The sequence below is a fragment of the Streptomyces sp. XY431 genome, assembly GCF_001279805.1.
Classification (GTDB): domain Bacteria; phylum Actinomycetota; class Actinomycetes; order Streptomycetales; family Streptomycetaceae; genus Kitasatospora; species Kitasatospora purpeofusca.
This window is the reverse complement of sequence record NZ_LGDO01000515.1, coordinates 1-13360: the sequence shown is the minus strand read 5'-3', so window position 1 is coordinate 13360 and position 13360 is coordinate 1. Positions and strand designations below refer to the sequence as shown.

8 protein-coding genes are annotated in these 13360 nt (G+C 69.9%); all 8 read left to right on the top strand.

The annotated features are described in order from the left end of the window. The first annotated feature begins 45 nt into the window (after positions 1-45). Entirely contained in the window at positions 46-768 is a 723-nt protein-coding gene (gene rplA, locus ADK60_RS38530) for a 50S ribosomal protein L1 (RefSeq protein WP_045939618.1), read from the top strand. Positions 769-950: 182 nt separating this feature from the next. Then, a complete protein-coding gene (locus tag ADK60_RS38525; RefSeq protein ID WP_045939617.1) occupies positions 951-1781 on the top strand; it encodes a hypothetical protein in 831 nt (276 codons plus the stop codon). Positions 1782-1924: 143 nt separating this feature from the next. Next, positions 1925-2803, top strand: a complete 879-nt coding sequence (locus ADK60_RS38520; RefSeq protein WP_045939616.1) for an SCO4651 family lipoprotein — start codon at positions 1925-1927, stop codon at positions 2801-2803. Between the two features lie 363 nt (positions 2804-3166). After that, positions 3167-3730, top strand: a complete 564-nt coding sequence (rplJ, locus tag ADK60_RS38515; protein ID WP_030393254.1) for a 50S ribosomal protein L10 — start codon at positions 3167-3169, stop codon at positions 3728-3730. A 90-nt stretch (positions 3731-3820) separates the two neighbouring features. Next, positions 3821-4204 carry a 50S ribosomal protein L7/L12 gene (gene rplL, locus ADK60_RS38510; protein WP_045939615.1) on the top strand — a complete coding sequence of 128 codons (384 nt, stop codon included), beginning with the start codon at positions 3821-3823 and terminating at the stop codon, positions 4202-4204. A gap of 834 nt (positions 4205-5038) precedes the next feature. After that, positions 5039-8515, top strand: a complete 3477-nt coding sequence (rpoB, locus tag ADK60_RS38505) for a DNA-directed RNA polymerase subunit beta (RefSeq protein ID WP_045939614.1) — start codon at positions 5039-5041, stop codon at positions 8513-8515. 101 nt (positions 8516-8616) lie between these two features. Then, positions 8617-12507 (top strand): DNA-directed RNA polymerase subunit beta', encoded by a 3891-nt coding sequence (locus ADK60_RS38500; protein ID WP_030393257.1) that lies wholly within the window; start codon positions 8617-8619, stop codon positions 12505-12507. Between the two features lie 175 nt (positions 12508-12682). Next, the coding region (locus ADK60_RS38495) for a DUF4097 family beta strand repeat-containing protein (RefSeq protein ID WP_159400760.1) at positions 12683-13360 on the top strand (678 nt) is incomplete at its 3' end.

Here is a 13360-nt window from a genome sequence, read left to right as displayed (position 1 = left end):
GCAGGCCCGTGACACCACAACTCCATTCACCATTCAGGAGCAGCTATGAAGCGCAGCAAGGCCCTGAAGGCCGCGGACGCCCAGGTCGACCGCGAGCGCCTTTACGCCCCCCTCGAGGCCATCCGCCTCGCCAAGGCGACCAGCACCAGCAAGTTCGACGGCACCGTCGAGGTCGCCATGCGTCTGGGTGTCGACCCGCGCAAGGCCGACCAGATGGTCCGCAGCACCGTGATCCTCCCGCACGGCACCGGTAAGACCGCTCGGGTCCTGGTCTTCGCGACCGGCGAGCGTGCCGAGGCCGCGCGTGCTGCGGGCGCCGACATCGTCGGTGCCGACGAGCTCATCGACGAGGTCGCGAAGGGCAAGCTGGACTTCGACGCCGTCGTCGCCACCCCGGACCTCATGGGCAAGGTCGGCCGCCTCGGCCGCGTGCTCGGTCCCCGTGGTCTGATGCCGAACCCGAAGACCGGCACCGTCACCCCGGATGTCGCCAAGGCTGTCAACGACATCAAGGGCGGCAAGATCGAGTTCCGCGTCGACAAGCACTCGAACCTGCACTTCATCATCGGGAAGGCCTCCTTCACCGACGAGCAGCTGGTCGAGAACTACGCCGCCGCGCTGGACGAGGTGCTCCGCGCCAAGCCGTCCGCCGCCAAGGGCCGCTACATCAAGAAGACCGCGTTCTCGACCACCATCGGCCCCGGCATCCTGGTGGACCCGAACCGCACCCGTAACCTCCTCGTCGAGGAGGACCCGGCCGCGGTCTGATCGCAGCCGACCTTCGTACGGCGGGCCCGTACCCCCTTCACCGGGGGTGCGGGCCCGCCGTCGTTCCCCGATCGATACCCCCTGCCGGGGGAACGGGCGCACGGTCCGTCGTACGCTCGGCCGGTCCGCCCGCGCGTTCCCGGCCGAGGGAGCCCGCCGCCGTCCGACCGCCGGAGTGTGCCGTGCCCGCCCTTCGCCCCGCCGCCAAGGGAGCGGCCCTGCTGCTGCTCGCCGCCGGCCTCACCGCCTGCAGTGTGCTGGCCGTCTCCGGCGACCGCACCCCGATCAGCGACCGGCCCACCGTCCGGCCGCCCCGGCAGGTGCTGCTGTCCGCCTCGCAGCGGCTGGACGACGCCGGCGGGGCGCGGATCCAGGCGGTGGAGGAGGGCCCGGCGGGGCGGCGGAGCGCGAGCGGCACGGTGTCCTGGGGCGCCCACGACTCGGCCGAGCTGACCGTGACCGACGAGCTGGGCACCGGGCGGCTGCGGGGCCGGGACGGCGCCCTGGACCTCGGCTACACCGGCACGGCGCCCCGGACCGCGGACCGGGACCGGGCGGAGTCGCTGGACCCGCGCGCCGTCCCCGGCGGACAGACCGGCTGGTCCGGCGGCTGGATCACCGGCCTGCTCGCCAACCCGGGCGGGTCGGCGCGCCTGATGGCGCTGGCCGGCAAGCTCACGCCGCTGGGCGGCGAGGAGCTGAACGGCGGCACGGTCGCGCACTACCGGGGCGCCGCGCCGGTGGCGGACTACTTCGGCGCCGAGGAGGGGCTGAGCCCGGCCCGGCTGAACGAGAAGCTCGACTACTACGAGCGGCGCGGGGTCGCCGCCGTCGAGTACGACTTCTGGGTGGCGCCGGGGGACCGGCTGCTGCGGGTGCGGTCCACGGTCCGGGGAGCCTCCGGCGCCGTGGTGACCACCACGGACATCGCCGAGGGCGCCGAGCCGGCCGAGGGCGCCGCCACCGACGCGCCCACCGACGCGCCCGCCGCGGCGCCGACCCCCGCGGGCTGAACCGGCCGGCCCGGGACGGGCGGTGCGGCCGAGTGGCGGGGGGTGCCACGGAGCCGCGCGGGACCGGGTGGCAAGGTGGGCTGGAGCGGACGGGCCGGCCTGGGTGGCCGTCCGCCGAGGACGGATCCGACGGGGAGGCCTGGATGGCGGTGCGGCAGCGGCTGGCGGCGGTGGTCGCCGCCGCGGTGCTGGCGGGCGGCCTGAGCGGGTGCGGCGGGGCGGACGGCCCGGCCCCGGGCGGCTCGCCGAGCGCGTCCGGCGCCCCGACGCCGACGCCCAGCAGCGCCTCCCCGACCTGGCCGGCCAAGCCGACCGACCGCTCGCCGCACGGCGTGCTGCTCTCGGCCCAGCTGGCCATGCAGACCGCGCGCCGGGCCAAGGTGAGCTACCGGCTGGGCTCGGACGCCGGCTCCGGCCCGCTGTTCTGGCAGCCGAAGACCGCGCTCCAGGTCAAACGTTCCACCCCGGCGCCGGCCGAGCAGCTGATCGTCGTGGACACCGTCGCCTACGAGGGCGGGGACGCGGCCACCGCGGCCCGGCTGGGCGGGCGGCACTGGGAGCGGTTCGCCGGGGCACCGGGCCCGGACGGGCACCGGGAGATCCCGTACGCCGGGCTGATCGACCTGCTCAACCCGGTGGTGGCACTGGCCGCCGCGACCGCCGACGGCACCACCGCCCAGTACGTCGGCGAGGAGAAGTTCGAGGACTCCACGGTGGAGCACTACCGGGTGAGCACCGACGCGGCCCGCTACGCGGCGGCGCAGACCCAGCTGAGCCCGGCCCGCCGGGAGGGGCTGCGGACCGCGCTGGCGCCCGGCGGCTCGGCCTCGCTCACCCTGGACCTCTGGCTGAACGACAAGGACCAGCTGGTCCGGCTGCAGCGGACCGGGTCGGGCGACAGCGGCCGGCTGGACGACTCGGTGCTCTACACCGAGGCCGGCGGCCCGCTCTCGGCGCAGGCCCCGGCCGAGTCGGACACCGTGGACACCGGCACCCGCAGCACCCCGCCGACGGCCCGCTGAGCCCGTCCCGCGCCCGTCCCGCCGCCGTCGCCGGGGGCGATTTGCCCCGGACGGCGGCGTCCGGCTACTGTGGCGGAAGCCAAAGACCGCTGGTTGTCGCGCTGCCCCCGTCAGGGAGTGCGTGACCGAAGGATCCGCGCCTCGTGCGCGGGCAGCCCGCGCAGGATTGTTTGGAGCTTTGACCTCCGGGTCGCGTGCCTCGCACGTGGACCCGTCGAGTTCACCACGAGCCCCGTGCGCCTGCGCACCGGGGCTCATCTGCATTTTCCGCAGAGGTTCTCCTCCGTCCAGCGGTTCCGAGGCGCGAATGGTCGACTCTCGCGGTCGGCCTGATTTCGACATCACGGAAGGAGGCGTAAGCCTATGGCTAGGCCCGACAAGGCTGCTGCCGTCGCCGAGATCACGGAGCTTTTCCGTGGCTCGAACGCTGCGGTGCTGACCGAGTACCGCGGTCTGACGGTGAAGCAGGTCAAGACCCTGCGTCGCTCGCTGGGCGAGAACGCCCAGTACGCCGTGGTGAAGAACACGCTGACCAAGATCGCGGCCAACGAGGTCGGGATCACGGAGCTGGACGACCTGTTCGCCGGTCCGACGGCTGTCGCCTTCGTCACCGGTGACCCGGTGGAGTCGGCGAAGGCTCTGCGTGACTTCGCCAAGGAGAACCCTGCTCTCGTCATCAAGGGCGGTGTCCTTGACGGCAAGGCGCTGTCCGCCGACGAGATCAAGAAGCTCGCGGACCTCGAGTCCCGCGAGGTGCTGCTCGCCAAGCTGGCGGGTGCCATGAAGGGCAAGCAGTCGCAGGCTGCCGCGCTCTTCCAGGCCCTGCCCTCGAAGCTCGTCCGCACGGTCGAGGCCCTTCGGGAAAAGGTCGAGCAGGGCGGTGCCGGTACGCCGGCTCCCGCCGCCGAGGAGACCGCGGCCGAGTAATCGGCCGAGGCCCTGCCTCGCTGCGGGCCCGTACGCCCGCCAACCCGTACATCCGGCACCACCTGCCGATTTAGTGGAAGGACGCCAATCATGGCGAAGCTGACCCAGGACGAGCTGCTCGCGCAGTTCGAGGACCTGACCCTCATCGAGCTGGCCGCCTTCGTGAAGGCCTTCGAGGAGAAGTTCGACGTCACCGCCGCCGCTCCGGTCGCCGTTGCCGGCATCGCCGGCCCGGGCGCCGTGGCCGAGGCCGTTGAGGAGCAGGACGAGTTCGACGTCATCCTCGACGGTGCGGGCGACAAGAAGATCCAGGTCATCAAGGAGGTGCGCACCCTGACCTCCCTCGGCCTGAAGGAGGCCAAGGACCTCGTTGACACCGCTGGTGCCAAGGTCCTGGAGAAGGTTGCCAAGGACGTTGCCGAGAAGGCCAAGGCCGCTCTCGAGGGCGCCGGCGCCAAGGTCACCGTCAAGTGACTCGCCGCCCCCTCTGAGGGGGCAGTGGGCCGGGCCGATCACCCTTGCGGGTGGTCGGCCCGGCTTTTTGCGTTTCCGGCGCCGTTCGGCCGGCGCCACGCCGGTGCGAACGGTCGGCTTCGGGTCGCTGTCCGGCCGCCGCCCAGGTGGCCGCCGGGCCCGGGACGGCCGGTCGGCGGCCGCTTCCCGGGCGCTTCCCGGCCGCTCCTCGGCCGGCCCCCGGTCGGTCCGTGGCCGGACACACCGGTGTGGCCGATCGGGCACTCGGCACTGTCGGTGCGGACGGGTATGGTGATCGCTGTCATCGGCTACGGCCCCGACCACGGCTTCTGTAACGCCGGGGTGGCCCGGAGCGATGAAAGGGACGAGGCCCGCACCGGAGGCGGGCCCTTGACGAACCCGGCGGGCGCGCGCGATTCTCGTGGCGCGAGTCCGCCCCGGTTGGTCGACCGCCGGATGCATAACCGGCGGCTCCGGAGGGAAGTGACTCCACGTGAGTCGTGGGCCCGGACGAGTCCGGGTCGCTGCAGTACCCGGAGGGCGTCCGCGCCCGACGGCTACCGGGAGGAGTCTCCGATTCGGTCTCCGAATCAGAGCTGGACAGCAGTGTCGCCTTTGGCTACACTGTCCCTTTGCGCTGCCTGTTAGCTGCTCCGTGACTCGTCGCCCGGAGTTTGCGTTGCCCTGAAGGGGTCTGGCACCGCCTCCGTAAAGCGGCTCTGACCTGAGGTTTCGACCTCGGCGGAGGCCGGTGGCGCGGAGGTGGGACCGAGCCACTGAAGGCCCGGCCGGTACGCGCGTAGTGAGCTCCGAGCCCTCGGAAGGACCCCCCTCTTGGCCGCGCCGCGCAACGCCTCGAACAATTCCGCCGCATCCACCGCCCCGCTCCGCGTCTCGTTCGCGAAGATCAAGGAGCCCCTCGAGGTCCCTAACCTCCTGGCCCTGCAGACCGAGAGCTTTGACTGGCTGCTCGGTAACGCGGCCTGGAAGACCCGGGTCGAGCGGGCGCTGGACAACGGTCAGGACGTCCCCACGAAGTCCGGTCTGGAGGAGATCTTCGAGGAGATCTCGCCGATCGAGGACTTCAGCGGGTCGATGTCGCTGACCTTCCGCGACCACCGTTTCGAGCCGCCGAAGAACTCCATTGACGAGTGCAAGGACCGCGACTTCACGTTCGCGGCCCCGCTCTTCGTCACGGCCGAGTTCACCAACAACGAGACCGGTGAGATCAAGTCTCAGACGGTCTTCATGGGCGATTTCCCGCTCATGACCCACAAGGGCACGTTCGTGATCAACGGCACCGAGCGTGTCGTCGTGTCGCAGCTCGTCCGCTCGCCGGGCGTGTACTTCGACTCCACCCTGGACAAGGTGTCCGACAAGGACATCTACTCCTGCAAGGTCATCCCCTCGCGCGGGGCCTGGCTGGAGATGGAGATCGACAAGCGCGACATGGTCGGCGTTCGCATCGACCGCAAGCGCAAGCAGTCGGTCACCGTGCTGCTCAAGGCCCTCGGCTGGACCAACGAGATGATTCTCGAGGAGTTCGGCGAGTACGAGTCGATGCGCGCCACCCTGGAGAAGGACCACACCCAGGGCCAGGACGACGCGCTGCTCGACATCTACCGCAAGCTGCGTCCCGGGGAGCCGCCGACGCGCGAGGCCGCGCAGACGCTGCTGGAGAACCTGTACTTCAACCCGAAGCGCTACGACCTCGCCAAGGTCGGCCGCTACAAGGTGAACCGCAAGCTCGGCAACGCCGAGTCGCTGGACTCCGGTGTGCTCACCGAGCCCGACATCATCAACGCGATCAAGTACCTGGTCAAGCTGCACGCCGGCGAGGTCGACTGGCGTGACGAGACCGGCCGCGACATCGTGGTCGAGGTCGACGACATCGACCACTTCGGCAACCGCCGCCTGCGCAACGTGGGCGAGCTCATCCAGAACCAGGTCCGTACGGGTCTCGCCCGTATGGAGCGGGTCGTGCGCGAGCGCATGACCACCCAGGACGTCGAGGCGATCACGCCGCAGACCCTGATCAACATCCGGCCGGTCGTCGCCTCCATCAAGGAGTTCTTCGGCACCAGCCAGCTGTCGCAGTTCATGGACCAGACGAACCCGCTGTCGGGCCTGACCCACAAGCGTCGTCTGTCCGCGCTCGGCCCCGGTGGTCTGTCCCGTGAGCGGGCCGGCTTCGAGGTCCGTGACGTGCACCCCTCGCACTACGGCCGCATGTGTCCGATCGAGACCCCCGAAGGCCCGAACATCGGTCTGATCGGCTCGCTCGCCTCCTACGGCCGGGTCAACGCGTTCGGCTTCATCGAGACCCCGTACCGCAAGGTCATCGAGGGTGTCGTCACCGAGCAGGTCGACTACCTCACCGCCGACGAGGAGGACCGCTTCGTCATCGCGCAGGCCAACGCCCCGCTGACGGCGGAGCTGACCTTCGCGGAGCCGCGTGTCCTGGTCCGCCGCCGCGGCGGCGAGATCGACTACATCCCCGGCACCGAGATCGACTACATGGACGTCTCGCCGCGCCAGATGGTGTCGGTCGCGACCGCCATGATCCCGTTCCTCGAGCACGACGACGCCAACCGCGCGCTCATGGGCTCGAACATGATGCGCCAGGCGGTGCCGCTGCTGAAGAGCGAGGCTCCGCTGGTCGGTACCGGCATGGAGTACCGCTGCGCCGTCGACGCCGCGGACGTCATCACCGCCGAGAAGGCCGGTGTCGTCCAGGAGGTCTCGGCCGACTACGTCACCGTGGCGAACGACGACGGCACGTACACCACGTACCGCGCCGCCAAGTTCACCCGCTCCAACCAGGGCACCGCCTTCAACCAGAAGGTGCTCGTGGACGAGGGCGCCCGGGTCGAGTCCGGCCAGGTGCTCGCCGACGGTCCTTGCACCGACGAGGGCGAGATGGCCCTCGGCAAGAACCTGCTGGTGGCGTTCATGTCCTGGGAGGGTCACAACTACGAGGACGCGATCATCCTGTCGCAGCGCCTCGTGCAGGACGACGTCCTCTCCTCGATCCACATCGAGGAGCACGAGGTCGACGCCCGTGACACCAAGCTGGGCCCCGAGGAGATCACCCGGGACATCCCGAACGTCTCCGAGGAGGTCCTCGCCGACCTCGACGAGCGCGGCATCATCCGCATCGGCGCCGACGTCGTCACCGGCGACATCCTGGTCGGCAAGGTCACGCCCAAGGGCGAGACCGAGCTGACCCCGGAGGAGCGCCTGCTCCGCGCGATCTTCGGCGAGAAGGCCCGTGAGGTCCGCGACACCTCGCTGAAGGTGCCGCACGGTGAGTCCGGCAAGGTCATCGGCGTCCGCGTCTTCGACCGCGAAGAGGGCGACGAGCTGCCCCCGGGCGTCAACCAGCTGGTCCGCGTCTACGTGGCCCAGAAGCGCAAGATCACCAACGGTGACAAGCTCGCCGGCCGTCACGGCAACAAGGGCGTCATCTCGAAGATCCTTCCGGTCGAGGACATGCCGTTCCTGGAGGACGGCACCCCGGTCGACATCATCCTCAACCCGCTGGGTGTCCCGTCCCGAATGAACCCGGGACAGGTCCTGGAGATCCACCTCGGGTGGCTCGCCAAGCAGGGCTGGGACGTCTCCGGCCTCGCCGACGAGTGGGCCCAGCGCCTCCAGGCGATCGGCGCCGACCAGGTCGACGGTGGCACCAACCTCGCCACCCCGGTCTTCGACGGCGCCCGCGAGGACGAGATCACCGGCCTGCTGGACCACACCACCCTCACCCGTGACGGTGAGCGCCTGGTGAACTCCACCGGTAAGGCCCGGCTGTTCGACGGCCGCTCCGGCGAGCCGTTCCCGATGCCGGTCTCGGTCGGCTACATGTACATCCTCAAGCTGCACCACCTGGTCGACGACAAGCTGCACGCCCGTTCGACCGGTCCGTACTCGATGATCACCCAGCAGCCGCTCGGTGGTAAGGCGCAGTTCGGTGGTCAGCGCTTCGGTGAGATGGAGGTGTGGGCCCTTGAGGCGTACGGCGCGGCCTACGCGCTGCAGGAGCTCCTCACCATCAAGTCCGACGACGTCCTCGGCCGTGTGAAGGTCTACGAGGCCATCGTCAAGGGCGAGAACATCCCCGAGCCCGGCATTCCCGAGTCCTTCAAGGTGCTCATCAAGGAAATGCAGTCGCTCTGCCTCAACGTGGAGGTGCTGTCCTCGGACGGCCAGTCCATCGAGATGCGGGACTCCGACGAGGACGTGTTCCGCGCCGCCGAGGAGCTCGGCATCGACCTGTCCCGGCGCGAGCCGAGCAGCGTCGAAGAGGTCTGACGGAGGCCGGGCCGGCTGCTCACCGAGCAGCCGGCCCGCCCCCAGGCCCCCCTCAGACCACATGAACGACTCTCGACTTACGAAAGAGGGCTTGACGACCAGTGCTTGACGTCAACTTCTTCGACGAGCTCCGCATCGGCCTGGCCACCGCCGACGACATCCGCCAGTGGTCGCACGGCGAGGTCAAGAAGCCGGAGACCATCAACTACCGCACCCTGAAGCCCGAAAAGGACGGACTCTTCTGCGAGAAGATCTTCGGTCCGACCCGGGACTGGGAGTGCTACTGCGGCAAGTACAAGCGCGTCCGCTTCAAGGGCATCATCTGTGAGCGCTGCGGCGTCGAGGTGACCCGCGCCAAGGTGCGCCGTGAGCGGATGGGCCACATCGAGCTGGCCGCCCCGGTCACCCACATCTGGTACTTCAAGGGTGTGCCGTCCCGCCTCGGCTACCTGCTGGACCTGGCGCCGAAGGACCTCGAGAAGGTCATCTACTTCGCCGCCTACATGATCACCTGGGTGGACGACGAGCGCCGTCAGCGCGACCTGCCGTCCCTGGAGGCGCACGTCTCGGTCGAGCGTCAGCAGATCGAGAACCGTCGCGACTCCGACCTGGAGACGCGGGCCAAGAAGGCCGAGACCGACCTCGCCGAGCTGGAGGCCGAGGGCGCCAAGGCCGACGTGCGCCGCAAGGTGCGCGAGGGCGCCGAGCGCGAGATGAAGCAGCTGCGCGACCGCGCGCAGCGCGAGCTCGACCGCCTCGACGAGGTGTGGGCCCGCTTCAAGAACCTCAAGGTCCAGGACCTCGAGGGCGACGAGCTGCTCTACCGCGAGCTGCGCGACCGCTTCGGCACCTACTTCTCCGGCTCGATGGGCGCAGCGGCCCTCAAGGACCGCCTCGAGACCTTCGACCTGGCGGAGGAGTCCGAGCGCCTGCGCGAGATCATCCGCACCGGCAAGGGCCAGAAGAAGACCCGTGCGCTCAAGCGCCTCAAGGTCGTCTCCGCGTTCCTGCAGACCACCAACAAGCCCAACGGCATGGTGCTGGACTGCGTCCCGGTCATCCCGCCGGACCTGCGTCCGATGGTGCAGCTGGACGGTGGCCGCTTCGCGACCTCCGACCTGAACGACCTGTACCGCCGTGTCATCAACCGCAACAACCGCCTGAAGCGGCTTCTCGACCTCGGCGCGCCCGAGATCATCGTGAACAACGAGAAGCGCATGCTCCAGGAGGCCGTCGACGCGCTGTTCGACAACGGCCGTCGTGGCCGTCCGGTCACCGGTCCGGGCAACCGCCCGCTGAAGTCCCTCAGCGACATGCTGAAGGGCAAGCAGGGTCGTTTCCGTCAGAACCTGCTCGGCAAGCGAGTCGACTACTCGGCCCGTTCGGTCATCGTCGTCGGCCCGCAGCTCAAGCTGCACCAGTGCGGTCTGCCCAAGGCCATGGCGCTGGAGCTCTTCAAGCCGTTCGTGATGAAGCGCCTGGTGGACCTGAACCACGCGCAGAACATCAAGTCGGCCAAGCGCATGGTCGAGCGCGCCCGCCCGGTCGTGTGGGACGTCCTCGAAGAGGTCATCGCCGAGCACCCGGTCCTGCTGAACCGTGCGCCCACCCTGCACCGCCTCGGCATCCAGGCCTTCGAGCCGCAGCTGGTCGAGGGCAAGGCCATCCAGATCCACCCGCTCGTCTGTACCGCGTTCAACGCGGACTTCGACGGTGACCAGATGGCCGTCCACCTGCCGCTCTCCGCGGAGGCGCAGGCCGAGGCCCGCATCCTGATGCTGTCCTCGAACAACATCCTGAAGCCGGCCGACGGTCGCCCCGTCACCATGCCGACCCAGGACATGGTGCTCGGTCTGTTCTTCCTGACCTCGGACCGCGACAACGTGAAGGGCGCCGGCCGCACCTTCTCGTCGACCGCCGAGGCGATCATGGCCTTCGACGCCCGCGAGCTGGGTGTCCAGGCTCCGATCGAGCTGCGCCTGCCGATCGGCACCGTGCCGCCGCGCGGCTGGACCCCGCCGCTGGACGAGGACGGTCAGTCGTCCTGGTTCGAGGGCGAGTCCTTCCGCCTGAAGACGACCCTGGGCCGCGCGCTCTTCAACGAGCTGCTGCCCGAGGACTACCCGTTCGTCGACTACGAGGTGGGCAAGAAGCAGCTCTCCGCGATCGTCAACGACCTGGCGGAGCGCTACCCCAAGGTCACCGTCGCGGCGACCCTGGACAACCTGAAGGCGGCCGGCTTCCACTGGTCGACCCGTTCGGGTGTCACCGTCTCGATCTCCGACGTCGTCGTCCCGCCGAACAAGGGCCAGATCCTTGAGGGCTACGAGGCGCAGGCCGAGAAGATCCAGAAGCAGTACGAGCGCGGTCTGATCACCAACGACGAGCGCAAGCAGGAGCTCATCGGCATCTGGACCCGGGCGACCAACGAGGTCGCCGAGGCCATGAACGAGAACTTCCCGAAGACGAACCCCATCTTCATGATGGTCGACTCGGGTGCTCGTGGAAACATGATGCAGATGCGTCAGATCGCCGGTATGCGTGGTCTGGTGTCCAACGCGAAGAACGAGACCATCGCGCGACCCATCAAGGCGTCGTTCCGTGAGGGCCTCTCCGTGCTGGAGTACTTCATCTCCACCCACGGTGCCCGTAAGGGTCTCGCGGACACCGCCCTCCGTACCGCCGACTCCGGCTACCTCACCCGTCGTCTGGTCGACGTCTCCCAGGACGTCATCATTCGCGAGGAGGACTGCGGCACCGAGCGCGGCCTCAAGCTGGCGATCGGCACGGTCGAGAACGGCGTCCTGCGCAAGACGGACGACGTCGAGACCAGCGTCTACGCCCGCATGCTCGCCGAGGACATCACGGTGGACGGCAAGCTCCTTGCCACCGCCAACACCGACCTCGGTGACGTGCTGATCGACGAGCTGATCCGCCACGGCATCAGCGAGGTCAAGACCCGCTCGATCCTGACCTGTGAGTCGGCCGTCGGCACCTGTGCCTTCTGCTACGGCCGCTCGCTGGCCACCGGCAAGCTGGTCGACATCGGTGAGGCGGTCGGCATCATCGCCGCCCAGTCCATCGGTGAGCCCGGTACCCAGCTGACCATGCGTACCTTCCACACCGGTGGTGTGGCCGGTGACGACATCACGCAGGGTCTGCCCCGTGTCGTCGAGCTCTTCGAGGCCCGTACCCCCAAGGGTGTGGCCCCGATCTCGGAGGCCCAGGGCCGGGTCCGCATCGAGGACACCGAGAAGACCCGCAAGCTGGTCGTCACGCCGGACGACGGCACCGACGAGATCGCCTACCCGGTCTCGAAGCGTGTGAAGCTGCTCGTCAGCGAGGGCGAGGCGGTCGAGGTCGGCCAGAAGCTGACCATGGGTGCCACCAACCCGCACGACGTGCTGCGGATCATGGGCCAGCGTGCGGTCCAGATCCACCTGGTCGCCGAGGTCCAGAAGGTCTACAACTCGCAGGGTGTGTCGATCCACGACAAGCACATCGAGATCATCATCCGGCAGATGCTCCGCCGCGTGACGATCATCGAGTCGGGCGACGCCGAGCTGCTCCCGGGCGAGCTCGTCGAGCGCGGCCGCTTCGAGACCGAGAACCGTCGCGTGGTCTCCGAGGGCGGTCACCCCGCCTCCGGCCGTCCGCAGCTGATGGGTATCACCAAGGCCTCGCTGGCCACCGAGTCCTGGCTGTCGGCCGCCTCCTTCCAGGAGACGACCCGGGTCCTCACCGACGCGGCGATCCACGCCAAGTCGGACCCGCTGCTGGGCCTCAAGGAGAACGTCATCCTCGGTAAGCTCATCCCGGCCGGTACGGGTCTGCCCCGCTACCGCAACATCCGGGTCGAGCCGACCGAGGAGGCCAAGGCCGCGATGTACTCGGCCGTCGGCTACGACGACTACGACCTGTCGCCCTTCGGCGCCGGCTCCGGCCAGGCGGTCCCGCTGGACGACTACGACTACGGCCCGTACACCGGCTGAGTCGAAGGTTCCTGATCGCAGGGCGGTCACCCCGAACGGGGTGGCCGCCCTGCGGCGTTCCCGGGCTCCGTCGTGCGGGGGAGGGCGGGAGACCGCTCCGGCGGGGGAGGCGCCGCGGGGGCCTGGCGCGTCAGGCTCTGAACCGTCGGAACGAGGACGGGTGGAGGACGCGGGCATGGACGTGCGACGGGTGCTGGGGGCGGCGGCGATCACCGGGGCGGTGGCGCTGGGCTCGGTCGGCTGCTTCTGGGACGGGGAGGAGGGCAACGAGCGGCTGACGGTCTCCTACGGGGTGGCCGGGCCGGTGGACGAGCTGGTGGTGGACGGGGGGACCGGCGGCATCGAGGTCCGGGCCGGGGACACCCTGCGGGTGGTCGAGAAGCAGAACTTCCGCGGCGACCCGCCGGTGACCAGGCACTCGCTGGTGGACGGCACGCTCCGGCTGGCGTACGACTGCTCGGACTGCGGGGTCGGCTACGAGGTGACCGTCCCGGCCGGCACGGCGGTGCGGCTGAACAGCGGGACCGGCGGGATCCGGCTGCGCGGCCTGGCCGGGGAGGTGCAGGCCACGGCCGGTGTCGGCGGGGTCGAGGCGAGCGGTCTGACCTCGCCGCGGGTGCGGGTGACCGCGGACACCGGCGGGGTCGAGCTCTCCTTCGCCGCGAGCCCGACCTCGGTGGAGGCCAGGTCGGAGATCGGCGGGGTCCGGGTCTCGGTGCCCGGCGGGGAGCCGTACGCGGTGGACGCCGGGACCGAGGTCGGCGGGGTCGAGGTGACGGTGCCCCGGCAGGACGGCGCGTCCCGCCGCATCACGGCGCGGGCCGGGACCGGGGGCGTGGCGGTCACCGGTGGC

Bases quoted from the DNA above. Each gene is read 5' to 3' on its own strand.
- rplA (WP_045939618.1), top strand. From the start codon at position 46: ATGAAGCGCAGCAAGGCCCTGAAGGCCGCGGACGCCCAGGTCGACCGC.
- ADK60_RS38520 (WP_045939616.1), top strand. From the start codon at position 1,925: ATGGCGGTGCGGCAGCGGCTGGCGGCGGTGGTCGCCGCCGCGGTGCTG.
- rplJ (WP_030393254.1), top strand. From the start codon at position 3,167: ATGGCTAGGCCCGACAAGGCTGCTGCCGTCGCCGAGATCACGGAGCTT.
- rplL (WP_045939615.1), top strand. From the start codon at position 3,821: ATGGCGAAGCTGACCCAGGACGAGCTGCTCGCGCAGTTCGAGGACCTG.